Source organism: Achromobacter sp. (assembly GCF_050285585.1).
In the GTDB taxonomy this organism is placed as follows: Bacteria; Pseudomonadota; Gammaproteobacteria; order Burkholderiales; family Burkholderiaceae_B; genus Achromobacter.
Window position 1 is genome coordinate 38250 of sequence record NZ_JBLZXF010000008.1, and the last position, 25449, is coordinate 63698.

At 68.4% G+C, this 25449-nt stretch carries 28 protein-coding genes and 1 riboswitch; of the genes, 11 read left to right on the forward strand and 17 right to left on the reverse strand.

Annotated features, from left to right (window positions below):
* Positions 1-37 precede the first annotated feature (37 nt).
* Both ACN6PJ_RS13265 and ACN6PJ_RS13270 read left to right on the forward strand, forming a co-directional pair.
* On the forward strand, positions 38-1027 hold the full coding sequence (locus ACN6PJ_RS13265) for a Bug family tripartite tricarboxylate transporter substrate binding protein (protein ID WP_427996335.1): 990 nt from the start codon (positions 38-40) through the stop codon (positions 1025-1027).
* A 44-nt stretch (positions 1028-1071) separates the two neighbouring features.
* Complete coding sequence (locus tag ACN6PJ_RS13270; protein WP_427996336.1) at positions 1072-2016, forward strand: succinylglutamate desuccinylase; 945 nt, start codon at positions 1072-1074, stop codon at positions 2014-2016.
* Positions 2017-2063: 47 nt separating this feature from the next.
* Here ACN6PJ_RS13270 and ACN6PJ_RS13275 read toward each other — a convergent pair whose 3' ends face one another.
* The 3 genes from ACN6PJ_RS13275 to ACN6PJ_RS13285 all read right to left on the reverse strand — a co-directional run bounded on the left by ACN6PJ_RS13275 (position 2064) and on the right by ACN6PJ_RS13285 (position 5186).
* A complete protein-coding gene (locus ACN6PJ_RS13275; protein WP_427996337.1) occupies positions 2064-2582 on the reverse strand; it encodes a lipocalin family protein in 519 nt (172 codons plus the stop codon).
* Between the two features lie 91 nt (positions 2583-2673).
* Positions 2674-4245 carry a glutamate--cysteine ligase gene (gene gshA, locus ACN6PJ_RS13280; protein ID WP_427996338.1) on the reverse strand — a complete coding sequence of 524 codons (1572 nt, stop codon included), beginning with the start codon at positions 4243-4245 and terminating at the stop codon, positions 2674-2676.
* Between the two features lie 32 nt (positions 4246-4277).
* On the reverse strand, positions 4278-5186 hold the full coding sequence (locus tag ACN6PJ_RS13285) for an alpha/beta hydrolase (RefSeq protein ID WP_427996508.1): 909 nt from the start codon (positions 5184-5186) through the stop codon (positions 4278-4280).
* Positions 5187-5229: 43 nt separating this feature from the next.
* Here ACN6PJ_RS13285 and ACN6PJ_RS13290 point away from each other — a divergent pair, with 43 nt between their 5' ends.
* A complete protein-coding gene (locus ACN6PJ_RS13290; protein ID WP_427996339.1) occupies positions 5230-5769 on the forward strand; it encodes a hypothetical protein in 540 nt (179 codons plus the stop codon).
* On the opposite strand, the gene ACN6PJ_RS13295 is transcribed toward ACN6PJ_RS13290, so the two are convergent.
* The gene (locus tag ACN6PJ_RS13295; protein ID WP_427996340.1) at positions 5759-5989 is read right to left on the reverse strand and encodes a helix-turn-helix domain-containing protein; all 231 of its coding nucleotides are present in this window, start codon (positions 5987-5989) and stop codon (positions 5759-5761) included. The two genes, ACN6PJ_RS13290 and ACN6PJ_RS13295, sit on opposite strands and share 11 nt — an antisense overlap.
* Before the next feature lie 121 nt (positions 5990-6110).
* Between ACN6PJ_RS13295 and ACN6PJ_RS13300 the strand changes: the two genes are divergently transcribed.
* On the forward strand, positions 6111-7007 hold the full coding sequence (locus tag ACN6PJ_RS13300) for an AEC family transporter (RefSeq protein WP_427996341.1): 897 nt from the start codon (positions 6111-6113) through the stop codon (positions 7005-7007).
* Between the two features lie 66 nt (positions 7008-7073).
* On the opposite strand, the gene ACN6PJ_RS13305 is transcribed toward ACN6PJ_RS13300, so the two are convergent.
* The 5 genes from ACN6PJ_RS13305 to ACN6PJ_RS13325 form a co-directional block, all read right to left on the reverse strand.
* Entirely contained in the window at positions 7074-8081 is a 1008-nt protein-coding gene (locus ACN6PJ_RS13305; RefSeq protein ID WP_427996342.1) for an Ldh family oxidoreductase, read from the reverse strand.
* Positions 8082-8091: 10 nt separating this feature from the next.
* Positions 8092-9048: a hydroxyacid dehydrogenase gene (locus ACN6PJ_RS13310; RefSeq protein WP_427996343.1), complete on the reverse strand. Its 957-nt coding sequence runs from the start codon at positions 9046-9048 to the stop codon at positions 8092-8094.
* 14 nt (positions 9049-9062) lie between these two features.
* A complete protein-coding gene (locus tag ACN6PJ_RS13315) occupies positions 9063-10076 on the reverse strand; it encodes a Bug family tripartite tricarboxylate transporter substrate binding protein (RefSeq protein ID WP_427996344.1) in 1014 nt (337 codons plus the stop codon).
* 181 nt (positions 10077-10257) lie between these two features.
* Positions 10258-11433, reverse strand: a complete 1176-nt coding sequence (locus ACN6PJ_RS13320; protein ID WP_427996345.1) for a UxaA family hydrolase — start codon at positions 11431-11433, stop codon at positions 10258-10260.
* Positions 11434-11460: 27 nt separating this feature from the next.
* Complete coding sequence (locus tag ACN6PJ_RS13325) at positions 11461-11742, reverse strand: UxaA family hydrolase (RefSeq protein WP_427996346.1); 282 nt, start codon at positions 11740-11742, stop codon at positions 11461-11463.
* 180 nt (positions 11743-11922) lie between these two features.
* Between ACN6PJ_RS13325 and ACN6PJ_RS13330 the strand changes: the two genes are divergently transcribed.
* From ACN6PJ_RS13330 to ACN6PJ_RS13345, 4 genes are all read left to right on the forward strand, one after another.
* Positions 11923-12678, forward strand: coding sequence for a GntR family transcriptional regulator (locus tag ACN6PJ_RS13330; RefSeq protein ID WP_427996347.1), 756 nt, complete (start codon positions 11923-11925; stop codon positions 12676-12678).
* Between the two features lie 89 nt (positions 12679-12767).
* A riboswitch (SAM riboswitch) is annotated at positions 12768-12849 on the forward strand.
* Entirely contained in the window at positions 12839-14098 is a 1260-nt protein-coding gene (metX, locus tag ACN6PJ_RS13335; RefSeq protein WP_427996348.1) for a homoserine O-succinyltransferase MetX, read from the forward strand. (Overlaps the previous riboswitch by 11 nt.)
* A complete protein-coding gene (gene metW / locus ACN6PJ_RS13340; protein WP_427996349.1) occupies positions 14095-14709 on the forward strand; it encodes a methionine biosynthesis protein MetW in 615 nt (204 codons plus the stop codon). The genes metX and metW overlap by 4 nt, the downstream gene beginning before the upstream one ends.
* Before the next feature lie 107 nt (positions 14710-14816).
* Positions 14817-16067, forward strand: coding sequence for a muropeptide transporter (locus ACN6PJ_RS13345; RefSeq protein WP_427996509.1), 1251 nt, complete (start codon positions 14817-14819; stop codon positions 16065-16067).
* Positions 16068-16110: 43 nt separating this feature from the next.
* On the opposite strand, the gene ACN6PJ_RS13350 is transcribed toward ACN6PJ_RS13345, so the two are convergent.
* Positions 16111-16980 (reverse strand): universal stress protein, encoded by an 870-nt coding sequence (locus ACN6PJ_RS13350; RefSeq protein ID WP_427996350.1) that lies wholly within the window; start codon positions 16978-16980, stop codon positions 16111-16113.
* Positions 16981-17202: 222 nt separating this feature from the next.
* Between ACN6PJ_RS13350 and ACN6PJ_RS13355 the strand changes: the two genes are divergently transcribed.
* Positions 17203-17841 (forward strand): trimeric intracellular cation channel family protein, encoded by a 639-nt coding sequence (locus ACN6PJ_RS13355; protein WP_427996351.1) that lies wholly within the window; start codon positions 17203-17205, stop codon positions 17839-17841.
* Between the two features lie 60 nt (positions 17842-17901).
* Positions 17902-18645, forward strand: coding sequence for a GntR family transcriptional regulator (locus ACN6PJ_RS13360; RefSeq protein WP_427996510.1), 744 nt, complete (start codon positions 17902-17904; stop codon positions 18643-18645).
* Here ACN6PJ_RS13360 and ACN6PJ_RS13365 read toward each other — a convergent pair.
* From ACN6PJ_RS13365 to ACN6PJ_RS13380, 4 genes are read right to left on the reverse strand one after another with little or no spacing between them, the layout of a single operon-like run.
* On the reverse strand, positions 18630-19409 hold the full coding sequence (locus ACN6PJ_RS13365) for a LamB/YcsF family protein (protein WP_427996352.1): 780 nt from the start codon (positions 19407-19409) through the stop codon (positions 18630-18632). The two genes, ACN6PJ_RS13360 and ACN6PJ_RS13365, sit on opposite strands and share 16 nt — an antisense overlap.
* A 13-nt stretch (positions 19410-19422) precedes the next feature.
* Positions 19423-20415 carry a biotin-dependent carboxyltransferase family protein gene (locus ACN6PJ_RS13370; protein WP_427996353.1) on the reverse strand — a complete coding sequence of 331 codons (993 nt, stop codon included), beginning with the start codon at positions 20413-20415 and terminating at the stop codon, positions 19423-19425.
* A complete protein-coding gene (pxpB, locus tag ACN6PJ_RS13375) occupies positions 20412-21143 on the reverse strand; it encodes a 5-oxoprolinase subunit PxpB (RefSeq protein WP_427996354.1) in 732 nt (243 codons plus the stop codon). Before pxpB ends, ACN6PJ_RS13370 begins: the two co-directional genes overlap by 4 nt.
* A gap of 19 nt (positions 21144-21162) precedes the next feature.
* Positions 21163-21594, reverse strand: coding sequence for a VOC family protein (locus ACN6PJ_RS13380; RefSeq protein WP_062684611.1), 432 nt, complete (start codon positions 21592-21594; stop codon positions 21163-21165).
* A gap of 142 nt (positions 21595-21736) precedes the next feature.
* On the opposite strand from ACN6PJ_RS13380, the gene ACN6PJ_RS13385 reads away from it, so the two are divergent.
* Positions 21737-22618, forward strand: a complete 882-nt coding sequence (locus tag ACN6PJ_RS13385) for a LysR family transcriptional regulator (protein WP_427996355.1) — start codon at positions 21737-21739, stop codon at positions 22616-22618.
* Here the strand turns inward: ACN6PJ_RS13385 and serA are convergent.
* From serA to ACN6PJ_RS13400, 3 genes are all read right to left on the reverse strand, one after another.
* Positions 22613-23812: a phosphoglycerate dehydrogenase gene (gene serA / locus ACN6PJ_RS13390; protein WP_427996356.1), complete on the reverse strand. Its 1200-nt coding sequence runs from the start codon at positions 23810-23812 to the stop codon at positions 22613-22615. The genes ACN6PJ_RS13385 and serA overlap by 6 nt on opposite strands.
* Positions 23813-23950: 138 nt before the next feature.
* The gene (locus ACN6PJ_RS13395; RefSeq protein ID WP_129529094.1) at positions 23951-24409 is read right to left on the reverse strand and encodes a DUF411 domain-containing protein; all 459 of its coding nucleotides are present in this window, start codon (positions 24407-24409) and stop codon (positions 23951-23953) included.
* Positions 24410-24441: 32 nt separating this feature from the next.
* A complete protein-coding gene (locus ACN6PJ_RS13400) occupies positions 24442-25449 on the reverse strand; it encodes a copper resistance protein B (protein WP_427996357.1) in 1008 nt (335 codons plus the stop codon).

Here is a 25449-nt window from a genome sequence, read left to right on the forward strand (position 1 = left end):
GCGACGCCGTCCAGACCAGCACCCCAGGGAGAAAGCCATGAAATCCGTCCAGCATCCGCTGCGCGGCGCGCTCGCCGCGCTCTGCGCCACCGCGGCCCTCGCCGCCTCGCCGTCCGCCTTCGCCGACTACCCCGACCGCGCCATTTCGCTGGTGGTGGGCTATCCGGCGGGCGGCAGCGTGGACCTCACCGCCCGCCTGTTCGGCGAAGAGCTGGCCAAGCGCATGGGCCAGAGCGTGGTGGTGGAGAACGTGGGCGGCGCCGGCGGCACCATCGGCGCGCAGCGCGTGGCGCGCGCCGCGCCCGACGGCTACACGCTGCTGCTCGGCTCCACCAATGAAATGGTGATCGCCCGCATGATCAACAATGCCGTCAAGTACGACAGCGCGAAGGACTTCTCGGCGCTGGGCGTGATCGCCTCGCAGCCCATGCTGCTGGCCGCCAGCAAGAACTCCGGCGTGAAGACCGCTGCCGAGTATCTGCAAAAGCTGCGCGCCGCCGCGCCTGGCAGCTTCAACTACGGCTCCTCGGGCGTGGGCACGACCCTGCACCTGGCGGGCGAAATGATCAACCAGTCGACCGCGACGCGCGCCGAACACGTGCCGTACCGTGGCGTGGCGCCGCTGGTGACCGACCTGATGAGCGGCCAGCTCGACTACGGCATGCTGGTGCTGTCCTCGGGACTGCCCCAGGTCCGCGCCGACAAGATCGTCGCGCTGGGCGTGACCGAGAAGAAGCGTTCGCCGGTGGCGCCGGATCTGCCGGCCCTGGCCGAGACGCCGGGATTCGAGTCGGTCGACATCAGCGTCTGGTTCGCGCTGTACGGCCCGGCGGGCCTGCCCGAGCCGGTCGCGGCCAAGTTGCGCACCGCGCTGGCGGAAACGCTGAAGTCGGAACAGTTCCGCGCGAAGATGCAGGAAGCCGGCGGCCAGCTGGCGCAGCCCGGCCTGGATCCGGTGGCCTACCAGGCCGAAGAAACCAAGAAATACGGCGCCCTGGTCAAGGCCGCCAAGATCGAAGCCCAGTAAGCGCGGCACGGCACGCGGCGCAGCAAATCAGCGGAAGACGTTTCATGGAATTCAAGCTTTCCACTCCCGACCTGGGCGCCGAGCGCGCCGGCAATACCGGCACCCCGGGCGTATGGCATTTCGATTCGGGAGTGCCGGGGCGGGCCCTGATGGTGTCCGCGCTGGTGCATGGCAATGAGCTGTGCGGCGCCTGGGCCCTGAAGGACCTGCTGGCGGCAGGCCTGCGGCCGCGCCGCGGCAGCCTGACGCTGGCTTTCTGCAACCTGGAGGCGTTCGACCGTTTCGACCCCTCCAGCCACGACGCCTCGCGCTTCGTGCAGGAGGATATGAATCGCGTCTGGAGCGCCGAGCGCCTGGACGATCCGGCCACGGCCGACCGCCGCCGCGCGCTTGAACTGCGGCCGTGGGTCGAGCGCGCGGATTGGCTCTTGGACCTGCATTCCATGCACGAACCGGGCGAGCCGCTGCTGCTGACCGGGGTTTTGCCGCGCAACATCGCGCTGGCGCGGCGCTTGAAGGCGCCGCAGCACGTGATCGTGGACGCGGGCCACAAGGACGGCGTGCGCATGCGCGATTTCGCCCAGTTCGGCGACCCCGCGCGCGAGGACGCCTGCGCCTTGCTGATCGAATGCGGGTTCCATGGCGATCCGGCATCGCGCGGCGTCGCGCGCGATATGGTGGCGCGCATGCTGGTCGAGTCCGGGGTGGCCGACGCGGCGGACCTGCCGTCCGGATGGCTGCTCCCCGACCCCGCGGAGCAACGCGTGCTGGAAGTAACGGATGCCGTGGTGGCGCCGTCCATGGATCTGCGCTTCTCGGAGCCCTGGACGGGGCTGGAGACGCTGGAGCGGGCCGGAACCGTCCTCGGCTGGGCGGATGGCAAGCCCATCGCCACGCCCTACGACCGCTGCACGCTGGTCATGCCCTCGCTGCGCCAGCTCAAGCCGGGCGTGACGGTGGTGCGCCTGGCGCGGGACTACGCGGCCTGATACCCCTCGGGGGGCAGCGAGCGCACGCAGTGCGCGCGGCGTGGGGGCTACTTTTGCGGTGTATACCGCAGTTCGTCCAGCTGGTAGCCCTGCGCCTTCGCCGCCGCGAGCGCCTTGTCGAGTTCTTCCTTCGGCAATTGCGGCGAGCGGGACAGGATCCACAGGTATTTCCGGTCGGGCGTCCCTACGACCGCCCAGCGGTAGTCCGGGTCCAGGCCGATCACCCAGTAGTCGCCCTTGAACGGCTTGAAGAACGAGACTTCGAGCTTGGCATTGTTGCTGCCCTCCAGGACCGTGGCGGTGCCCGAGGCGGAATCGATATCGCCGTCCTTGGTGCGGCAGCGATTATTGACGCCCACGGTGCCGTCGGAATGCAGGGTGTATTCGGCGGTCGTGTCTCCCACGCAGTCGCGTTGGTAGAACATGGGGAAATTCGCGATCTCGTACCACATGCCGGCGTAGCGTTTCAGGTCCACCGATTCCACGGTCTGCATGGGCGGTGCGGCATGAACGATCCCCGCCACGCTGGTGGCCAAGGCCAACAGGAATGTTGCTGTGCGGCGCATGGGGAAAACCTCCTGAGGTGACAAAGCGCTCCGCGCCGCCCCGGAGGGGGCGCGGACCAAAACCCTAACGATACGCCTTAATCGACGCGCCTTATCCGCGGGGCGCCTTCAGCGCCGCGTGGTAGCGGGCGACGTAGGTATCGAAATCCTCCGTATCCGATTGCTCCAGGCGCTGCTGTTCCGCCACGGACTGCGCGGCGGCCTGCTCGTAGGCCGAGGCCAGGTCCGCCGGCAAGGCCTGCGAACGCAGCGTGTCCGCATGCTTGCGGCTGAGGTCCAGCGAATAGTCGTGGAAGGACAGGCCGCTTTCGGTCAGGGAGGCCAGCAGGCGGGCGGAGGGCGTGGCGTCCGGGTGGTCCAGCTTGGCGCGCTGCGCCGCCAGCGCCTCGGCGTAGGCGCTGCCGCCCAGGGCGGAGTCGAACAGGGCGGCATAGGGCGCGATCTGGTCCAGCAATTCATGGCCCCATTGGGCCAGGCCGATGGATTGGCCTTCGCGATCGAGCGTCAGGCCGGGCTTGCGGCCTTCCTTCACGACGGTCGAGAAGTTGTCGGCGCTGCGCTGACAGTAGCCGTTGGCGGGGAAGAAGGGGCTGTCGGATGCGGCGCAGAACAGCAGGAAGGCATCGACGAAGCGGCTGGTGGCCGCCTCGATGCCGACGGGCGAATTCGGGTCGATGTCCAGGCAGCGGACTTCCACGTATTGCACGCCGCGCTCGGCCAGGGCGGTGATGGGACGCTCGCACCGGCCGGTGGCGCGCTTGGGCCGGATGCTCGAGTAGTACTCGTTTTCGATCTGCAGCACGTTGGTGTTGAGCTGGATCCATTCGCCATCGCGGTGGGTGCCGATCTTCTGGTAGTCGGGCCAGGGCTGCGTCACGGCGTCGTACAGGCGGCCCAGGAACGTGTCCAGGTCGTTGTAGCAGAGCTTGAGCTGCGACTGCGCCTTGTTCTGGTAGCCCAGGTCGCTCATGCGCAGGCTGGTGGCATAGGGCAGGTACAGCGTGCTGTCGTCCAGCTTGCGCAGCGGATGCTCGCGCCCGCGCAGGAAGTCGCTGGACAGCGCCGGGGCGGCGCCGAACAGGTACATCAGCAGCCAGGAATAGCGGGTGAAGTTGCGGATCAGGCCGATGTAGCCGCGCGAGCGGCGGTCCTGGACGGTGCCGGGCTGCGTATCGAGCACGGACCACAGGTCTTCGGCCAGCGAGAAGTTGTAGTGCACGCCGGCGATGCATTGCATCGTCTTGCCGTAGCGCACGGCCAGGCCGCGCCGGTATACGTGCTTGAGCATGCCCGTATTGGACTTGCCGTACCAGGCGATGGGAATGTCGGCCTCGGGCGGCAGCGTGGCGGGCATGGACTGGTTCCAGATCAGTTCATGGTCCAGCACGCCGTAGACGTGGCGGTGGGTGTTCGTCAGCTCGGCCAGCAGCGCGTCGACGTCCGTATGCGTGCCAGTGATGAGTTCGAGCAGCGATTCGGAATAGTCGGTGGTGACGTGCTCGTTGGTCAGCGCGGAGCCCAGTCCGGCGGGATGCGGGGTGCGGGCCAGCAGGCCTTGCTCGTCCACGCGCAGGCCTTCCTTCTCGATGCCCCGGAGGGTCTGGGTCAGCAGCGAGCGGTTGGCCTCTAGGCGGGAGAGTCGGTTGGCGGCGGTATCGGTCACGGATTCTTCTCGTTTGGGTCTGTCCGCGGATTTTACGGGGTGCCAGCCTCCTGTGCCGAGGGAGTCAATACTGGGGACAGGGACAATGCCTGCGCGGTACGCGCCAGCCATTCGTCCAGGTCGGCATAGACCGGATCGGCGATGGGCGCGGTTTCGTTGAAAATCTCGTGCCAGGCGGTGTCGTACCAGCGCAGCGTCAGCAGTTCGGCCGGCGCGCGCTGGGCGAACTGCCGGCTCCCTTCGGCGGCCACGATCGAGTCGTCCCCGGCCACCATCAGCAGGGTGCGGCAGGGCAGCGCCGGGGCTTCCTGCAGGGCTGCCCGGCCTTCTTCGTCCACGAAGCGGGCCAGGCGGCCCGTCATGCGGCGGCGCACCAGGGGATCGGAACGGTAGGCCTGCACCACGGCCCGGTCGTGGGAGATCCGGGCCGGGGCCAGGCCGTGCGGCACCCGCAAGTCGGGCGCGTGCAGCGACATCCAGGTCAAGGTGCGGCGGACCCACAGGGGCACATTGACCACGAACGGCGGCGAACTGAGTACCAGCGCGTCGATGTCGGCCAGGCCCCGCTGGGCCATCCGCACGGCGACCAGGGCGCCCAGGCTGTGCGCCAGCACGATGGGCGGGCGCCCCTGGACTTGTGTCCAGGCCTGGATCCGGTCGACCGCGTCGGCCACCAGGTCGTCCTGCCGTTTCAGGGTTGCGGGCCGCCCGCCCGAATGGCCATGGCCCCGATGGTCATGGGCGCCGACGATCCAGCCGCGGGCGGTCAGCCAGCGCGCCAGACGGTCGTAGCGTCCTGCATGTTCGCTCAGCCCGTGCAAGAGGTAGATACTGGGAGTGCCCGGCCCGGCGATGGGCGGGGTCACATTGGGGGCGGCCTGCCAGACATAATTGGCCAATGGCGTGCCGTCGGGCGCGGGGGTCATGGAAATCGGCGACAATTTCTGGCTTCCTCGAAATGAATAGACCATCGGGTCCTCGGTAATGACGATTTCATCGCTGTTTCGTTTCATGTTCAAGAAAGCCGGCGCTGCCGTGGGGCTGGTCCTGCTGGCGGCCGCCTGCTCGCCCAGTTACAACTGGCGTGAAGTGGACGTGGCCGACGGGCACGTGCGCGCGGCCTTCCCCGACCGGGTCATGACCGACACCCGGGATTTGAAGCTGGATTCCCATACCCTGCGCTTCACCCTGGCCAGCGCCAGCGTGGGCGAGGCGGTCTTCGCCGTGGGGTCGGCGCCCCTGCCGCCGGACATCGCGGCGGACCCGGTGGCCCGGCGCGCGCTGGGCATGGCGCTGATGCGTTCGCTCTACACCAACATGCAGGCCTTGCCGCCTATGGAATGGCCCGCCTATGGCGAAGTGATCGAAGTGCACGGCAAGGCCGTGGGCAAGCCGGGATGGCTGCAGGCCAAGGTCTGGGTGACCGACACGATGCTGATCGAGGCCGTGGCGGCGGGCACGCAGGAAAGCCTGCCGGCCGAACGGGCGCGCGAATTCCTGCGCTCGGTCGTCGTCAAGCCGTGAGGGGTTCGAGCAGCCCGCGTTGCAGGGCCTCGACCACCGCGGCGCGCCGGCCCCGCACGCCGAGCCGGGCGCAGGCGTTGCGCAAGTGGAAGTTCACCGTGCTTTCGCTGACGCCCAGGATGCGGGCGGTTTCCCAGCTGGTCTTGCCCAGCGCGGCCCATCTCAGGCAGGCGGCTTGGCGCGCCGACAGGGGCGCGTTGTTGGGCGTGGCGGCGGACATGGCGGCTGGGGCTGGGAGCTTTGCAGTTGTCGGGGCGTCCCATGCTGCGGTGCGCGCCGCCGGGCCGGCAAGCAACCATGCCTTGACGCATCAGTTCGCCTATCTTTGACGGAATAGTCGTATGCCTGCCATCGCGCAGTTCTATTTTTCGGCCATCGTGCTGATGCTGCCTCTGCTGTCCTGCGTGGGGGTGGGGGTGTTCTGGGCCAAGCGCGATTTGCCGTTCGGCGGCGCCTTCGTCACCACGCTGGTCACGTCGGTGACCACGCCCGCGCTGGTGTTCCACACCTTCGTCACGACCCACCTTGACGATCGCGCGCTGGCGGACGTGGCCGTCGCGACCCTGCTCGCGCTGTTGCTGTGCGCGGCGGGATGCGCGCTGTGGCTGAAGGCTTGGAAGCTGCCGGTGCGCACCCTGCTGCCCACGGCCTTCCTGCCCAACGCCGGCAACCTGGGCCTGCCGATTTCGCAGATGGCGTTCGGCGACGCGGGCCTGTCGGTGGCGGTGGCGTTCTTTGCCGTGAACTCCTTCGTGATGCACACCATCGCCGTCCGGCTGCTGCCGGGGGTGAACACCAAGGGCAGCTGGAAAAGCCCGATCCTGCTGGCTTCGGTGGTGGCGGTGGCGATGCGGATGCTGCACGTGCCCGTGCCCGAATGGGTGGTCGAGACGTCCCGCATGCTGGGCGCGGTGACGGTGCCGCTGATGCTGCTGAGCCTGGGCCATGCGCTGGCGCTGATACCGTCCAACGGCCTGCGCGATGGCGCCAAGGTCGCCGTCGTCCGGCTGGCGGTCGGATTGGCCGCTGGCCTGGCGGTGGTGTGGGCGCTGGACCTGGAACCGGTGCTGGCGGGCGCGCTGAGCCTGCAGATGGCCATGCCTTGCGCGGTGGTCAGCTATATGTACGTGAAGCGCTACACACCCCTAGGCGACACGGCCGCCGGCGCGGTGCTGGTGTCGACCGTTGCGTTCCTGCTGCTGGCGCCGGTGATGCTGTGGCTGTCGCGGACGGCATGAGAGGCGGCGCGCGGGATGCGGCGCGGGAACCCGATACCCCGCGCGCAATGCCGCGGCCTTTCCCGTTCAGCCCGCCCCGGCCATTTCCCTGAGCTGGGCCATCAGCGCGTCCGGCAGATCCACCCCGTGCTTGAGGGCCGCGTCGCGCAGTTTGCGGCGGCGGTCGCCGGGCAGGCGCACCCCTTCGTCCTCCAGCATGGCCTCGACCAGCGTCTCGACCCGGTCCAGATAGGCGTTGTTGCCGGCCAGCGCGCCTGGATCGATGGCGAGGAAGGCCTGGCCCAGCCGCGCCGGGCCGCCGTCGTCCACGAAGAACGATTCCGTTTCGAATCCAAAATGCGCGCCGGTCAGCGCGCAGACCAGCAGCTCGACGATGAGCGCCAGCATCGCGCCCTTTACGCCGCCGGCGGGCAGCATGCTGCCCGCCAGGCCGGCCTTGGGATCGGTGGTGGGCTGGCCTTCGGCGTCCAGCGCCCAGCCCAGGGGGATGGGCTGGTTGTCGCGGGCGGCGATCATGAGCTTGCCGCGCGCGACCTGCGATAGCGACAGGTCGATCACGAGCCGCCCGCCGCCGCGGCGCGGGAAGACCGCGGCGATGGGATTGGTGCCGAACAAGGGGCGCTTGCCGCCCCAGGCAGGCATGGCTGCCGGCGAATTGCTCAGCGCCAGCGCCACCAGGCCGGCGTCCGCCAAGGCTTCCAGATGATAGGCCGCAGCGCCGAAATGGTGGCTGTTGGTGACGCCGATGAAGGCCACGCCGTGTTCGCGGGCCCGTAGCTCCGCCTGCTCCGCGGCCAGCGCGCATGCGGGGAACGCCAAGCCCGAGCCGGCGTCGATCAGCGCCGCCCCGCCCCGCTCGTGCACGATGCGCGGCACGGCCGAACCGATGGCGCGGCCCGCGCGCAGGTGGCCGGCGTAGAACGGGACGCGCGACAGGCCGTGGGAGCCCAGGCCCTGGCTTTCGGCATGGACCAGCGCGCGGGCGGTGCTGTCCGCCATCGCAGGGTTGGCGCCAGCGGCCGCCAGCCCTGCCGCCGCGAGGTGTTGGAGTTCGTCCAGATAGATGTGAGCCATGTCCTTCCTGTCAGGGAGCGGTGTCCGCCGCAGCCGCGGCGCCGCCGGTAAGGGCTATTGTCACACCGGCGGCCACCATGTCGGAAACCCGGGTGTTGGCTTCCTGCGTCAGTCCGGCGATGTGCGGCGTGAGGATCAGGTTCGGCGCTCCGGCCAGGGGGCTGCCGGCGGGCAGGGGCTCTTCGCCGAACACGTCCAGCGCCGCGCCCCGCAGCAGGCCGGCGCGCAGCGCCCGGGCCAGCGCGGCTTCGTCCACGATGCCTCCGCGCGAGGTGTTGATCAGCACGGCGCCACGCCGCAAGCGCGCGATGCGGCCCGCGTCCAGCAGATGCCGGGTGTCCGGCGTGAGCGGCAGGTGCAGCGTGACGGCGTCGGCCTGCGCCAGCAATTCGTCCAGCGGCATGGCGGCGACGCCGGCCTCCTTCCAGACGGGGTTGCCGGGCGGCAGCGCCGCGTCGCAGCCGATCACCCGCATGTCCAATCCGCGCGCCAGCCGCGCGGTCAGCCGGCCGATGCCGCCAAAGCCCACGATGCCGAGCGTCCGCCCCTGCGCTTCCAGGCCCTGCGACAGCGCGGTGCGCGGCCATTCCCCCGCCGCGACCGCGGCCGATGAAAAGTAGGCGCCGCGCAACAGCGCCAGCGTCGTCCCGATCACGTATTCGGCGACGGCGCGCGCATTGGCGCCGGTGGCCGGCACCACCGCGATGCCACGCGCGGCGCAGCCGTCCAGGTCGATGTTGTCCAGCCCCACGCCCAGGCGGCCCACGGCCCGCAGCCGTGGCGCCGCCCCGAGCAGGGCGGCGTCCACCTTGCTGCGGTTGCGGACGATGAGGCCGTCGGCATCGCCGACGGCCTGGAGCAGCGCGTCGCGCTGGTCCACCAGTTCCGGGGCGTAGCGCACATCGAACCGCTGGCGTAGCGCTTCGACCGCGGGCATATCCATGAATTCCGAAATGACTATGCGCATTGTCTTTTCCCGACTCAAGCGACCTGGATGTTGGCGTCACGGATGATTTTTGCCCAGCGGTCGACCTCCGATTTCAGGTATTTGCCGAACTCCTCCGGCCCACGCGGCTGCGGTATGAATCCCAGTTGCAGCAGGGCCTGCTTCATCGCCGGCTGCGAGATCTGGGTGACGATGGCGCCGCCGATGCGCTTGACCAGTTCGGCAGGCGTGCCCGCCGGCGCCAGCACGCCGGTGAAGTTCTCCACGATCAGGTCGGGCAGGCCGGCCTCTTTCACCGTGGGCACGTCGGGCAGTTCCGCGCTGCGTTCATGGGTGGTGATGGCGAGCGCGCGCAGCGTGCCGTTCTTCACATGGGACAGCGATTCGGGATAGTTGGAGAACACCACGTCCAGGTGGCCGCCGATCAGGTCCGTGAGGGACGGCGCGCCGCCCTTGTACGGGATGTGCATCATGGGCAGGCCGGTGAGTTTCTGATAAAGCGCCAGGGTCAGGTGCGGCGGCGTGCCGTTGCCGCTGGAGCCGGCCGACAGCGATTTCGCGCGGGCGGCCTTCGCCAGGTCGGCCATGCTCTTGATGTCGCTCTTGGCGTTCACCACCACCATGATGGGGGACGAGGCCAGGCCCGCCAGGGGCGTCAGGTCGCGGGTCAGGTCGTAGCCGGCCTTGCCGGCGAAGAGCGTGACGTTGGCCGCGTGCGTGAGCGTGATCGCCAGCCACGAGTAGCCGTCGGGCGCGGCATGGGCGACGTGGGCCGCGCCGATGTTCGCGCTGCCGCCGGGCTTGTTCTCCACGACCACGTTCCAGCGCTCGGCGTCGCCCAGGGCCTTGCCCACCTGGCGCGCGGCCACGTCGGTGAGCCCGCCGGGAGGAAAGGGAACCACATAGTTGATCGGCCGTTCCGGCCAGGCGTTTTTCTGCGCCAGCGCCCGCTCCCAGGGCGCCAGGGCGCAGAGCCCCGCGGCGCCGAGGGCGCCAAGCAGGCGCCGGCGTTGCGCGGCGTCGGGGGTGAGATCGTGTTCGCTACTCATCTGTCTTCCTCCTTGGGTGGCGCCCGGGTAGGAATGCAACCGCCTGTGCCGCCGTGGCGGAAATCGCCCGGGTCTGCTGGTGTTGTTGCGATGGTGCTGCGGGGAGTGCGGGTTGATGCCGCGTGCGGGACGGCGCGTCCGCCATCCTTCCTGCGGACGCGCCTGGGGGATGCACGCCTGGTCAGGCGCTTTCGAAGATCCGCGTCAGGACGAACTCGCGATGGCCCAGCGCCTCGGCCGCGGTCCAGCGGCCATTGGCGGTGGCCAGCATGCATTCCAGCAGCTTGTCGCCCGCCTGGCCCAGGTCGATTTCGCGCTGCAGCAAGCCGCTGGTGTCCACGTCGATGTGTTCGGACATGGTGCGCACCGTGCGCGGGTTGGCGCAGATCTTGATGACGGGCAGGATGGGGTTGCCGATCACGTTGCCCTGGCCCGTCGGGAAGAAGTGCACCGCGTAGCCCGAGGCCGCGCACAGGGTCACCATTTCGGCCGCCGCGGAAGACGAATCCATGAACCACAGGCCGGGACCGTCGGGAATCTCGGCCTTGTCGAGCACGCCGTCCACGCGGCATTGCTTGCCGATCTTCTGGATATTGCCCAGCGCCTTTTCCTCGATGGTGGTCAGGCCGCCCGCGATATTGCCCTTGGTGGGCTGGGATTCGGACAGGTCGCTCGTTTTCCAGCGGTCGATCATGTCCTGGTAGCGGTTGAACATGAACATGAAGCGTTCGCGCACGGCATCGTTGGCGCAGCGCTCGGCCACGATGTGCTCGCCGCCGGTCAGTTCCGAGGTTTCGCCGAACACCAGCGTGGAGCCCAGCGCGTAGAGCTTGTCGAAGGCATTGCCGACGGTGGGGTTGGCGCCGCAGCCCGAGGTGGTGTCGGACTCGCCGCATTTGGTGGAGACCCACAGATCGGCGATGGGGCATTCGGCGCGCCCGAGCGCGGTGGCGTAGTGCACGAATTCCTTGGCGCAGCGCGATGCGCGCATGATGGTGTCGTGATCGCCATGCAGTTCGATGCTGAATCCCATGACGGGCTTGCCGGTGGCGGCGATCCCGTCCACGACGCGCTTGGTCCAGCCCTCCTCGATGCCGATCACCACCACGGCCGCGACGTTGGGATTGCAGCCGGTGCCGATGAGCGTGCGGAAGTGCAGTTCCAGGTCCTCGCCGAACTGCAGCCGCCCGTAGGGGTGGGGCAGGGCGAGGGTGCCCTTGATGTTGTTGGCCACGGCTTCGGCCGCGGCGTTGGAAATGTCGTCCACGGGCAGGACGATGACGTGGTTGCGGACGCCGACGCGGCCATTGTCGCGGCGGTAGCCCTGGAAGGTGGTCGAGGCGTTGATGACGGACATGGTGGGTTCCTGTGCGGGAGGGGGGGCTTACCAGCGCTTGGTCTTGATGTTGTGCACATGGGCGTGCTGGCCGGCCTGGATGGGCTCCACCACGCGGCCGATATCGACGCCGTACTTGAAGACCGTGTCGCCGACAGCCATGTCTTTCATCGCCACCTTGTGGCCGATCGGAATGTCCTGCGTCGCGCGCACGTGGATGATCTTGTCTTCATCCATGATCCAGGCGTTCAGTTCCGTTCCGGCGGTGACGCCTTCCACCACGGCGACCGCCACCGTGTCCTTCGCATCGTGCAATACGGCGTGAATCATTTGTCTTCCTCTCTTGGGCTTGGGCGCCGGCCGGACGGGGCGGGCGCGGATCGCTACGGCCAGGAAATCTTAGGACCCGATTTCATGCATGTCAACTAAATCATATATATGAATTGTATGACTTGAGCAGGTTCCGTCCCCGCCGCTACACTGTGGGCTCCCGATTTTTGCGATGCACCCATGAACACTAGCCTGTCATCGACTGTGCCTCTTGGCAGTCCCCTGTACGCGCAGGTCAAGCAGGCCGTGCTGGCCGCGCTGGCGCAAGGCGAGTGGAAGCAGGGCGAGGCGATCCCGCCCGAAAAGCTCCTGGCGGAACGCTTCGGCGTATCCATCGGCACGCTGCGCAAGGCGATCGACGAACTGGCCGCGGAAAACATCCTGGTGCGCCACCAGGGCCGCGGCACCTATGTGGCGGTGCATACGCGCAACCACCATTTCTTCAAGTTCTTCCGCATCGTGCGGCAGGACGGGAACAAGTCCTACCCCACCACCGAGTTGCTGCGCTTTCGGCGGCAGCGGGCATCGGCCGTGGCGCGCGAAAAGCTGGACCTGCCCGCGGGCGCGATGGTGTTCGAGTTCACCAATGTGTTGTCGCTCAACGGCGACGTCGTCATGGTGGACGAGCTGTGCCTGCCGGAATCGTGCTTTCCGGGCATGACGGAGGCGCTCCTGCGGGAACGCGCGAGCACCCTGTACGCCTTGTACCAGGACGTTTTCGGGGTGAACGTGATCGCGACCGACGAGCGGCTGCGGACCTGCCTGGCCGAACGCGTGCAGGCGCGGGCGCTGGGCGTGGCCGAAGGCAGCCCCTTGCTGGAGATCCGCCGCGTCGCGTTTTCGTACAAGCGGCAGCCCGTCGAATGGCGGATTTCGCGCGTGAACACCGAACGCTACGAGTACCTGGGCCAGGAGCCCTGGGTGACGGGCGCATGATCCGTCGGGGCGAGGCCGCGCGGGCAGGGCGGGGCGGGTCCCGCCACGGCGCCCCGCGCAAGCAGTGCTAGAATTCCTGCCGCAGTACCCAAATTTTCGGCGCCGATTTGCCTGATCCGCTTGCGGGCGCCTTCCAATAAATCCAGCTAAAGAGGTCCGTATGACCACTCCTGCCCAGAATTTGGCCGGTGATTCGGCCAGCGGGTTCGTTCCCGCAACCATCACGACTTCCGCTGCCGCTGATCCCGGCTCCGTCGGTCTCGTCGCTCCCACCTTCATCCGATTCGATGAGCCGCTGCCGCTGTCCAGCGGCCAGTCGCTGGCCGCCTACGAGCTCGCCGTGGAAACCTACGGCACGCTCAATGCGGAGCGCAGCAACGCCGTCCTCATCTGCCATGCGCTGAACGCCTCGCACCACGTGGCCGGGCGGGCGGCGGACAACCCCTCCGACGTGGGCTGGTGGGACAACATGGTCGGCCCCGGCAAGCCGGTGGACACCGACATCTTCTTCGTGATCGGGGTCAACAACCTGGGCTCCTGCTTCGGTTCTACCGGCCCGGCCAGCATCAACCCGGAAACCGGCAAGCCCTGGGGAGCCGCCTTCCCGGTGCTCACCGTGGAAGACTGGGTGCGCGCGCAGGCCCGGGTCGCCGACCATTTCGGCATCGAACGCTTCGCCGCCGTGATGGGCGGATCCCTGGGCGGCATGCAGGCGCTGAGCTGGGCCATCACCTTGCCCGAACGCGTGGCCCATTGCGTGGTGATCGCCAGCACGCCGCGGCTCTCGGCGCAGAACATCGGCTTCAACGAGGTGGCGCGCCGCGCCATCATCACCGACCCGGATTTCCACGGCGGCGACTATTACGCGCAGGATGCCGTGCCGCGCCGCGGCCTGTCGGTGGCGCGCATGATCGGGCACATCACCTACCTGTCCGACGACGACATGGCCGAGAAATTCGGCCGCGCGCAACGCGCGCCCGCCGAGAACGGCGCCTACCGCTACGGCTACGACGTCGAATTCGAAGTGGAGTCCTACCTGCGCTACCAGGGCGAGAAATTCACCCGCTATTTCGACGCCAACACCTATCTGCTGATCACCCGCGCGCTGGACTATTTCGATCCGGCCCGCAACACCGGCGGCGACCTGGCCCGGGCGCTGGCGCCGGCCCAGGCCGACTTCCTGCTGGTGTCGTTTTCGACCGATTGGCGCTTTCCGCCCGAGCGTTCCCGCGAGATCGTGCGGGCGCTGCTGAAGAACGCCAGCCCCGTCACCTACGCCGAGATCGACGCCCCGCACGGCCACGACGCCTTCCTGCTCGAAGACGCCCGCTACCACGCCGTGGTTCGCGGCTACTACGAACGCATCGCGCGCGAGCTGGGCCTCGGCGCCGCGGCCCAGACCGAAGGACGCTCCGAATGACTCCCGTGACTCCCCGCCATGCGCACAGCGTCCTGCGGCCCGACCTGGCGCGCATCGCAAGCTGGATCGAGCCCGGCAGCCGCGTGCTGGACCTGGGCTGTGGCGACGGGGCGCTGCTGGCGCACCTGCGCGACCACCGCCAGGTACGCGGCGCGGGCGTGGAACTGGACGACACCTGCGTGATCGCCTGCGTGCGGCGCGGCGTCGAAGTCATCCAGCAGAACCTCGAGGACGGCCTCGCCCTGTTCGACGACAAACAATTCGACACGGTGGTGCTGTCGCAGACCCTGCAGTCCATGCACCGCACCGAGCACATCCTGCGCGAAATGGCGCGCGTGGCGCGCTTCGGCGTGGTGTCGTTCCCCAACTTCGGCTACTGGCCTCACGGCTGGTCCATCCTGCGCGGCCGCATGCCGGTGACCGGACAGATGCCGTACCAGTGGTACAACACGCCGAACATCCACCTGTGCACGCTGCGCGACTTCGAACAGCTGGCCGGCGAACTGCGCCTGGACATTCTTGAGCGCGCCACCTTCAACGAGGGGCGCGAAGTGAAGCGGTTCCCGAGCTGGCGCAGCACCCTGGCGGTGTACCGTTTCGCGTCGCCCTGACATTCCGACACGCATCCTCCCGGCGGCGCGGGCGAACAGGCCCTAAAATGCCGCAAGCCCGCGGCGCCCGCCTGTAGCGCCGCGCCGCAGCGTTACAGGAGACCGTCATTACCGCAGCATCCAACGTCTACACCAGCCCCCGCGTGGCTCCCCTGCTGGTCCTGGGCTTTGCCAGCGGATTGCCTCTGGCCCTGACCAGCGGCACCTTGCAGGCCTGGGCCACCGTGGAAGGCGTGCCGCTGCAGCAGATCGGTTTCCTGACCCTGGTCGGAACGGCATACACCCTCAAGTTCCTGTGGGCCCCCTTCGTGGACCGGTACGTGCCGCCGCTGCTGGGCCGGCGGCGCGGCTGGATGCTGCTGACCCAATTGCTGCTGGCCGCCGCCATCATGGCGATGGGCGTGCTGTCGCCGTCGTCCGCGCTGCAGCCGCTGGCCCTGCTGGCCGTGCTGGTGGCCTTCCTGTCCGCCACCCAGGACATCGCTTTCGACGCCTACTGCACAGACGTGTTGCGCAAAGAGGAGCGGGGCGCGGGCGCCGCCATCAAGGTCATGGGATACCGGCTGGCCATGATCGTGTCGGGCGGGCTGGCGCTGATCCTCGCGGACCAGTGGATCGGCTGGGGCAATACCTACGTGCTGATGGGCGGCCTGATGCTGCTGTGCGCCCTGGCCACGCTGTGGGCCCCGGAACCCGAGCACGTCGCCAGCGCGCCGCGCAACCTGCGGGCGGCCGTGGGCGAGCCGCTGCGCGAGTTCTTTACGCGCCGGGGGGCGCTGGCCGTCCTGCTGCTGATCGTGCTGTACAAGCTGGGCGACGCTTTCGCCGGCGCCTTGTCGACCACCTTCCTGATCCGCGGCGCGGGATTCTCCCCCACCGAAGTGGGGACCGTGAACAAAGTGCTGGGGCTGGCCGCGACCATCATCGGCGCGCTGGCCGGCGGATCGCTCATGTCGCGCTGGGGCCTGTACCGTTCGCTGATGGCCTTCGGCCTGCTCCAGGCGGTGTCGAACATGGCGTACTGGCTGATTGCCGTCAGTCCGAAGAGCATCTGGCTGATGGCCACGGGCGTGGGGATCGAGAACCTCTGCGGCGGCCTGGGCACGGCTTCTTTCGTGGGGCTGCTGATGGCGCTGTGCCGCCAGCGGTTCTCCGCGACCCAGTTCGCCCTGTTGTCGGCGCTGTCGGCCGTGGGCCGCACCTATCTGGCCGGCCCGCTTACGCCGCCGCTGGTCGAGCACCTGGGCTGGCCGGGCTTTTTCCTGCTGACCGTGGTGATCGCCTTGCCCGGCCTGGTGCTGCTGCACTTGCTGCGCGGCACCATAGAAACCATGGAAAAGCAGGGCGAGGAAGCCTAGGAAAAAGCGGCGCCGGAGCGCCGCTTTTTTTCATGGCCTGGCGTTACTCTTCGCCGACCAGCCGGACGATGAGTACGTCGCTGGGCAGCGACTCCAGCAGCCGCTCGGCCACGCTGCCGATGGCGGTGCGCAGGATGCCGGTGCGGCCGTGCGTGCCCGTCACGACCAGGTCGGAGCGGTGGTTGAACGAGTATTCCGACAACACGGTCTCAGGCTGGCCGCATTCCAGCACCACCTTGGGCGGGGCCACGTTGGCCAATTCAGGCGTTTCGGCGGTGAACTCCCGGGCGCTCTGCTCGGCGGCCTTGTAGAAGTTGCGCGTGACGGCCTCGTCCGGCACGTTCTTGCCCTGGAACGGCACGTCGTAGGCGTGGAAAAGCGTCAGGTTGGCATTGGGCACCAGCTGCAGCGCGGCGCGCAGGGCCTGGCGCGAACCCGCGGAGAAGTCGGTGGCCACGAGGACGTCGCGATACGGCCTGCGCGGACGGGTCTTGACCACGAGCACCGGATGGCGGGCCTGGCGGGCCAGCTTTTCGACGGTGGTGCCCAGCAGCAGCCGGCCCAGCGTTTCGTCGCGCGCGATGCCGGTGACGATCAGCGAGCAGCCGTAGCTGTCGGCCGTTTCCATGATGCGCGCCAGAGGATCCCCGCTGACCACCACGACTTCGGTCTGCACTTCCGCGGCGGCCAGGTCCTCGGCCAGCTCGCGCTCCGCCAGGGCCTTGTGGTCGCTCGACAGGCGGCGCCAGACCGGCGTGGTCAGGCGTGCCGGCGTGGCATGGGATTCCATGACATGCAGGACGACGAGCTTGGTATTGAGTTCCTTGGCCAGCTGCAGCGCGCGGTCCAGGGCGCGGTCGCCGCGCGCGCTGAGGTCCGTTGCCAACAGGATGGGGCCGATTTGCTGTGTCATTACGTTATCTCCCGGGTGTGGCCGGGCCGACGGCTCCCGTATCCGCGCGTTCCGGCCGTTCCGCCCTCGCGGGCATGTTCCCATTGTCTCGCCGCTTGCCGGACCGGGGCTTGATCGATATCAACGCAATGCCTAGCGTAAGGGAGGACGAGCACTCAGGCAATGGCCGCCTGCCGGGGCCAGGCTCAATACAATGGAGCCTGCCCAATTTCCGGCCGCCCCATGTTCTCCGATATTTCCCCCGTCCTGCTGCATACGCTGTACCTCGTCGCCATCGTGGCCGAAGCCATGACCGCGGCGCTTTCGGCCGGCCGGCGCGACATGGACTGGATGGGCGTGTGCATCATTGCCTGCGTGACCGCGCTGGGCGGCGGGTCGCTGCGCGACGTGCTGCTGGGGCACTACCCGCTGACATGGGTGATCCATCCTGAATACCTGTGGATGACGGGCGGCGCCGCGATCGTGACCGCCCTGATCGCGCCGGTCATGCGGCGGTTGCGCAGCCTCTTCCTGTTGGCCGACGCCCTGGGCCTGGTGGCCTTCACGGTGATCGGCTGCCAGGTCGCGCAGTTGATGCAGCTGCCGATCACCGTGGTGCTGATCAGCGGCATGATCACGGGCTGCGCGGGCGGGGTGTTGCGCGACGTGCTCTGCAACGAGGTGCCGCTGCTTTTTCGCAAGGAGCTCTACGCCAGCGTGTCGGTCGTGACGGGAGGGCTGTACCTGGGAGGGCAGGCGCTGGGCCTGTCCGCCAATGCCGCGGTGCCCATTGCGCTGGCCGCCGGCCTGGCGGTGCGCCTGCTGGCGCTGCGGTTCAACTGGCAGATGCCCAAGTTCGTCTACCGCGACGACTGGGATTGAGCGCCGGCATGGCCGCAACAATTTTCCTATTTGTGTTTCAATAAATTTCTAGTATCTTGCCTGGGTTACACACTACGCATTACGCAGCACAAGGGGAGCCGATTGGACGTCAAAGCGCCCGCCACGATTCCGTATTTCCTACAGGAACAGATTCGTGAACTGATAGTGGACGGGACTATCCGCCCCGGCCAGCCGCTACGGGAACAGGAACTGGAACAGCGCTTCGGCACCAGCCGCAGCCCTATCCGGGAAGCGCTGCGCCTGCTGGAACTGAGCGGCCTGGTCACGCACGTCCAGCGCAAGGGCTTTCGGGCCACCCTCTATACGGAAACGCAGATCCGCCACCTGTACCTGCTGCGTGCGGAACTCGAGGCCTATTGCCTGCGCCAGGCGGCCGAGGCCGACGACCTGGCGCCGCTGCTGGATGAATTGAACCGCCACGATGCCGCGATCGCCGCGGCGCTGGCCAGCCGCGATGTGCGCGGCTGCATTTCGGCGGCATGCGAGTTCTACCTGGCCGCGGCCCGCAGCACGGGCAATACGCCCTTGGCCGGCATGCTCAGCAAGCTGTACGAACAGATCGAGCCGCTGCGCTATCTGCTGGCCAAGCGGTCGATGGAATCCAGCGCCATTCATGCCTGCACCCGCGGCATCGTCGACGCGATGGCGGCGCGGGACATCGAACTCGCGGCGCGCCTCGCGCGCGACTATCTGGCCGACGTGCTGCCGGCCGTCGCCGACGCGTACCGGCACGCGGCCCTGCAGGATGCGGAAGACCTGGCGCCGCGCTACGGGCGGGCCTGAGGCCGGGGCGGAGTACGCACTTCGATGCCGGCCTTTTCCAGGGCCCGGCGTATGCCGTTGGCGAAGACCAGGGCGTTGGGCTGGTCCCCATGGATACAGAGGGTGTCCGCCTGCACCGCCACGTCCTTGCCGTCTACCGAGCGCACCTTGCCTTCGCGCACCATGCGCACGACCTGCGCGACCGCCTGGTCCACGTCTTCGATCATCGCGCCGGCGCGCGTGCGCGGCGTGAGCGAGCCGTCGTCCTGGTAGGAGCGGTCCGCGAACACCTCGCTGGCGGCGGCCAGGCCGATGGCGCGGGCCGCGTCGATCAGCTTGCTGCCCGCCAGTCCGTACAGGATCAGCGAGGCGTCCACGTCTTTCACGGCCTGGCAGATGGCGCGCGCCAGGCCTTCGTCCTTGGCGGCCATGTTGTAGAGGGCGCCGTGCGCCTTGACGTGGTGCAGCCGCGCGCCTTGCGAGGCCGCGACGCCGGCCAGCGCGCCGATCTGGTAGACCACGATGTCGTAGGCCTCGTCGGGGCTGATCTGCATGACGCGGCGGCCGAAACCGACCAGGTCCTGCAGGCCGGGATGCGCGCCCACGGCCACGCCCTGCTTGAGGGCTGCCGCCACTGTCTTGCGCATGGTGGCCGGATCTCCGCCATGGAAGCCGCAGGCGATGTTGGCGGAGCTGACGTACTGCAGCACGGCCGCGTCGTTGCCCATGGTCCAGGCGCCATAGCTTTCGCCCATGTCGCAGTTCATGTCGATTCGGGTGGTCATGGCGGTTTCCTTTCTAGGCGAGAAGCGCGCGCAACGGCGCAAGCGCCTCCTGCAGTTGGGAGAAGGCGCGCTCGCGCTCGCTGTCCAGGCGCTGCGCCTCTTCCAGCGGGACCGGCTGGAAGCGCAGCGGCTGTCCGGGTGCGCATTGCGCCAGAGCGGGCAGGTCCACCGTGGCGATCTGCGCGATCTTGGGGTAGCCGCCGGTGGTCTGCCGGTCGGCCATGAGGATGATGGCTTCGCCGCCCGAGGGCACCTGCACGGTGCCGAAGCAGGCGGCCTCCGACAGCATCTGGCGCGGCTCGCTCATGGACAGGGCCGGGCCCAGCAGGCGGTAGCCCATGCGGTCGGATTGCGGGCTGATGCGGAACTCCGATGCGGCGAAGGCCTGGCGGGACGCTTCCGAGAATTCCTGCCAGTGCATGCCCGGCAGGAAGCGGATGGCGTCCCGGCGCTTGGGGCCCAGCGCCGCCGGCAGGTAGACGCGCAACTGCCACAGCGCCTCCTGGAGGACGTCCAGGTCGCGGCCTTCGGCCAGCGGGGTCCGCAGGGGCAGCCGGTCGCCCTTGGCCAGCGCGCGGCCCTGGAATCCGCCGAAGCCGCTGCGCAGGTAGGTGCTTTCGCTGCCCATCACGCGCGGGAGCGCGAAACCCCCGTGCACCGCGAGGTAGCCGCGCACGCCGGCGGCCGGCCTGGCGCCGAAGGCCAGCGTGTCGCCCGCCCGCGCGACCAGGGGGCGCAGGGCGGGGATGTCCTGGCCGTTCAGGGTGGCGCCCAGGTCGGCGCCCGCCAGGGCGAAGCATGCCGGCGCATCGAAGCGCAGGGTGGGGCCCGTCAGCGTCATTTCCAGCGTGGCGGGGTCGCCCTGGTTGCCGGCCAGCGCGTTGGCCAGCCGGTGCGCGCGTTCGTCCATGGCGCCCGCGGCGGGGATGCCCTGGTGCTGGTAGCCCTCGCGGCCGCGGTCCTGGAAGCTGGACAGCATGCCGGGCTTGATCACCGCAATGCTCATCGCCCGGCCTCCCGGATGCGCTCGAACTCCTCGGGGCTGATGGGCACGAAGCGCACGGAATCGCCGGGCTGGAGCAGGGCCGCGGGGTCGCGGTCGGGATCGAACATGGTCAGCGGCGTAGTGCCGATGATGTTCCAGCCGCCCGGCAGCCGGTTCGGATAGATCACGGTCTGGCGGTTGGCCACGGCGACCGCGCCGATCGGAACGGCGGTGCGCGGCGACGGGCGGCGCGGAATATTGAGCTTTTCGTCGTGCACGCCCAGGTAGGCGTGCCCGGGCGCGAACCCCAGCATGAACACCATGCTGCGGGGCTGGCTATGCAGCTGGATGACGCCCTCGGGCGTCAGGCCGGCGGCCTGGGCCACCTCGGCCAGGTCAGGACCATATTCGCCGCCATAGCAGACGGGGATGTCGACCTCGCGCCCGCCCGAGTCATCGGCGCGCACGCCATCGGCCAGCAGTTGGCCGATGCGTTCGGCCAACTGGGCATAGGTCGGGCCGCCGCGCGGGTCGGGCCGGTAATGCACGGCCACCGCGACGAACGAGGGCACCACGTCGGTCACGCCGGGAAGCCGCGCGTCGCGCAGCTTGCCCGCCGCGGCCAGGCAGGTCCTGCCCACCGAGGCGTCGATGCGGTCGCCAAAGGAAACGATGAGGCAGCGGTCGCCCTGGGGCAGGATGCGCCAGGAGGTCTCGGCCGCAGAAGGGGGTTCTGATAGTACGTTCAACGACACGAAACCTGTAGGGTTACTTGGCGAACAAAGAATCCATGTTCTTGAACGCCTTGAACTCCAGCGCGTTGCCCGACGGATCCAGGAAGAACATGGTGGCCTGTTCGCCCACCTCGCCCTTGAAACGGATGTAGGGCTCGATGACGAATTCAGTGCCGGCGTCGGTCAGGCGCTGGGCCATGGCTTCCCATTGTTCCATGGAAAGCACCGCGCCGAAATGGCGCACGGGCACATTATGCGAATCCACGGCGCTGGTGGCGCGGTGGCCGCATTCGCTGGGGGCCAGGTGAGCCACGATCTGGTGGCCGTAGAAGTTGAAATCGATCCATTCGGGCGAGCTGCGGCCCTCGGGACAGCCCAGTTTTTCGCCGTAGAAGGCGCGGGCTTCGGCGAGGTCGCGGACCGGGAAGGCCAGGTGGAAGGGCGGCAGGTTGGTTTGAGCGGTCATGAAAGGCTCCGGGACAAAAGTGACGATGGGATTGCGGGCCGCCGCAAGCGCGGACCGGCCTTGGCATCGAGGATTATTTTATGAATTGTTTTTTTGATCGAAAAACGATATTTTTTGTGTCTTAGCATCGAAAAAATTGATCGTGATCAAGGAATTCAAGACCTTTATCGGCGTGGCGCGCAACGGCACCTTTACGGGGGCGGGCGCCCAGCTGGGGCTGACGCAGTCCGCCGTCAGCGCCCAGATCAAGCGCCTGGAGGAATACCTGGGCGTGACCTTGTTCGAGCGCAGCGCGCGGGCGGCGGTGTTGAACGCCAATGGCCGCGAGATGCTGCCCCAGGCGGAAGAACTCGTCGCCATGGCCGAGCGCATGGTCACCACGGCGGGGGCCGGCCATGTCAGCGGATCGCTGCGGATCGGCGCCATCGCCTCCGTGCAGCAGGATCTGCTGGTCCGCGCGCTGGGCGAGTTCAGGGCGGTCTATCCGGACGTGCGCGTGCGCGTCGTGCCGGGCGTGTCGCTGTCGCTGCTGGGCCAGGTGGACGCGGGCGAGGTGGACATGGCCATGTTGATCCGGCCGCCCTTCGCCCTGCCGCCGGAACTGGGGTGGCAGCCGCTGATGCGCGAGCCGGTGATGCTGGCCGTGCCCGAATCCCTGCCGGCCGCGCCGTGGCGCGAATTGCTGGCGACGCAGCCATTCATCCGCTACGACCGGGCGTCGTTCGGCGGCCGCGCCGTGGATATTTTCCTGAAGAAGCACCGCATCGCGGTGCGTGAGGCGGTGGAGCTGGATGAAATCGAGGCCATCGCCGGCATGGTGCGGCACGGGCTGGGCGTGGCGCTGCTGCCGCATTTGCGGCAGCTGGACACGACGGGCCTGCGGCTGCTGGCGCTGGGGGAGGACGCCTTCCACCGCGAGATCGGCCTGATCGGGCGCCTGCCTTTCGAGGCAGGCGGCGTGCGGGAAAAAATGGCGGAGTGCCTGGCGTCGGCGGCGGCGGAGCCCGCCGCCGGGCCGCTATAGCTTGTCGCAGCGGACCGTGATCGGGTGGTCGCGCAGCGTGGTCATGACGATGTCGTTCACTTCGCCCTCCACGTCCGTGATCACGTAGCCGATCTGGCCGCGGGTCTGCAGGGTCTGGCTGATGATGTTCAGGCCATGCTGCGCCATCAGGTTGTCCAGCGTGCCGAGCGCGCCCGGAGCGTTGCGGTGCACGTGCAGGATGCGCGTGCCGCCGGCCTGCTCCAGGTAGGGCAGTTCGGGGAAATTGACCGCGCCCTTGGTGGTGCCCGCCTGCAGGAAGCGCACCAGCTTCTCGGCGACTTCCCGGCCGATGTTCTCTTGCGATTCCTGCGTGCTGCCTCCGATGTGCGGGGTCAGGATCACGTTGGGCATGCCGATCAGCGGGCTGGCCAGCGGTTCGTCCGGGCCCTTGGGCTCGGTGGGGAACACGTCCAGCGCGGCGCCGGCCAGATGGCCGGATTTCAGGGCGGCGTGCAAGGCCTCGATGTCCACGACGGTGCCGCGAGAGGCGTTGATCAGGATGGCGCCACGGCGCATGCGCGCGATGGTGTCCGCATTCATGATCTTTTCGGTCGCCTTGCCGCCGGGAACGTGCAGGGTGACGACGTCGGACTGCTCCAGCAGCTCGTTGAGCGTGCCCGCGGGACGGGCGTTGCCCAGCGGCAGCTTGGCCTCGACGTCATGGTAGATGACGCGCATGCCCAGGCTTTCGGCCAGCGTGCTGATCTGCGAGCCGATGTTGCCGTAGCCGACGATGCCCAGCGTCTTGCCACGGGTTTCGAACGCGCCGGAGGCGCTCTTGTCCCAGTGGCCCAGATGCACGCGCGCATTCTTTTCGGGAATGCGGCGCAGCAGCAGGATGGCTTCGCCCAGCACCAGTTCGGCGACCGAGCGGGTGTTCGAGAAGGGGGCGTTGAACACCGGGATGCCGCGCTGCATGGCCGCATCCAGGTCGACCTGGTTGGTGCCGATGCAGAAGCAGCCCACGACGCGCAGGTCGGGGTTGCCGGACAGCAGGCTGGCGTCCAGGTGCGTGCGAGAACGGATCCCGGCCACCGGGGCGCCGCGCAGGGCGTCGGCCAGTTGGGCCGGCGGCAAGGCCGCGGCGTGCGTGACGATGTCGGTGTAGCCGGCGGCCTCGAAAACGGCGCGGGCGCTCGGGTGGATATTCTCGAACAGGACGATTTGTGCCATGACTGCCTGGGGAGGGGTGGGGAAACGCGTTTTATCGATTGTGGCGCATTTTTGCTGCAGTGCAAGGAGTAGCCATTGGGCCGGTGTGGATGAATTGTTTCAGGAGGAGGGCCGTGGCACCGGCCCGTTCCTGGGGCGTCAGCGATAGGCCTGGAAGACCTTGGCGCCGCCCTGCTTGTCCACCAGCACCACATCGTGCGGCGTTTTGCGGCCGCCGTATTCGGGGCCGTCCATGCCGGGAGAGCCCAGCGGCATGCCCGGGGCCGCCAGGCCGGCGGCGTCGGGCTTTTCCAGCAGCAGCCGGCGCACATCGCTGGCGGGCACGTGGCCCTCGATGGCGTAGCCTTCCACCGCGGCCGTGTGGCAGGAGCCGTAATCCGCCATGCCGGCGTTGCGGCGGATGGGGCCGGTGTCCTGGACGTCATGCGTGGTCACGGCGAAGCCGTTGTCGCGCATGTGCTTGACCCAGTCCTCGCAGCAGCCGCAGGTGGGCGTTTTCCAGACCTCGACCTTGGTGGGCGCCTCGGCGGAGGCGAGCGCGGGCACGCACAGGGCGGCGGCGATGGCAAGGCGGCGGGTAAGGCGGGAAACGTTCATGATGCTCCGTGCAAGAGTCGTGGACATAAGGCTCAGAACCAGAAGCGCACGCCCGCCATGACGGACGTCTGGGACCGGCTGGCGCCGGCGTCCGATGCGTAGCGCGCGGTCTGGCCGAACTTGCGTTCAAAGGATACGCCAATATAAGGCGCGAACTCGCGGGTGACTTCATAGCGCAGCCGCAGCGACAGCGAGCCCTCCGACAGCCCGGAACCGATGCCGCGTTCGGGATCGTCCTTGCCGTAGAGGCTGGCTTCCAGCTCGGGGGTGAAGATCAGGCGCTGCGTCAGCAGCAAGTCGTACTCGGCCTTCAGCGCCAGCGCCGTGCGGCCGGACGGACCCGCGTAGCCCGTGGCCTCGAGTTCGATGTTGTAGGGCAGGACGCCTTCGACGCCGATGGCCGCCCAGTTGCGCTTGGGTCCGGTGCCGATGTCGCGGCGAGCGCCCAGCTGCAGGTCCCAGAAGGGCGAGACGGCATGGCTCCAGAAGGCCTCGACCTTGCCGCCCGATCCGCCGCCGTTCTCGCGTTCGCCCTCGCTCTTGACCAGCAGACGGTCGGTGGCGGTGCCGAACCAGAAGCGGCCGTCCCATTCCTGGGCATTCTGCCCATCGCGGTTGCGCGAAACGCCGAATTTGTCGAACAGCACCTGCCAGGTTGGCGAGTTGTCCATCATGTGCGGATGAATGCCGTAGCTGTCATAGCCGCGCTCGCCCGAACCATCGCTGACCGGCAGGCTGCCGACGGGCGGGGCGGCTTGCGCGCCGCCGTCCATCGATCCATGGTCCATGCCGGGCATGGCGCCGTGGTCCGCCGGGGCTGGCGCGGGAGCGGCGCCGTGATTCATCGATCCGTGGTCCATGCCGGGCATGGCGCCATGGTCCGCCGGGGCTGGCGCGGGAGCGGCGCCGTGATTCATCGATCCGTGGTCCATGCCGGGCATGGCGCCATGGTCCGTTGGCGCGGGCTGGGACCAGGCGGCCGGGGAGGCCAGCGCCGCGGCGATGGCGCAGGCGCGCAGCCGTTTGATTTGGCGGCTCAT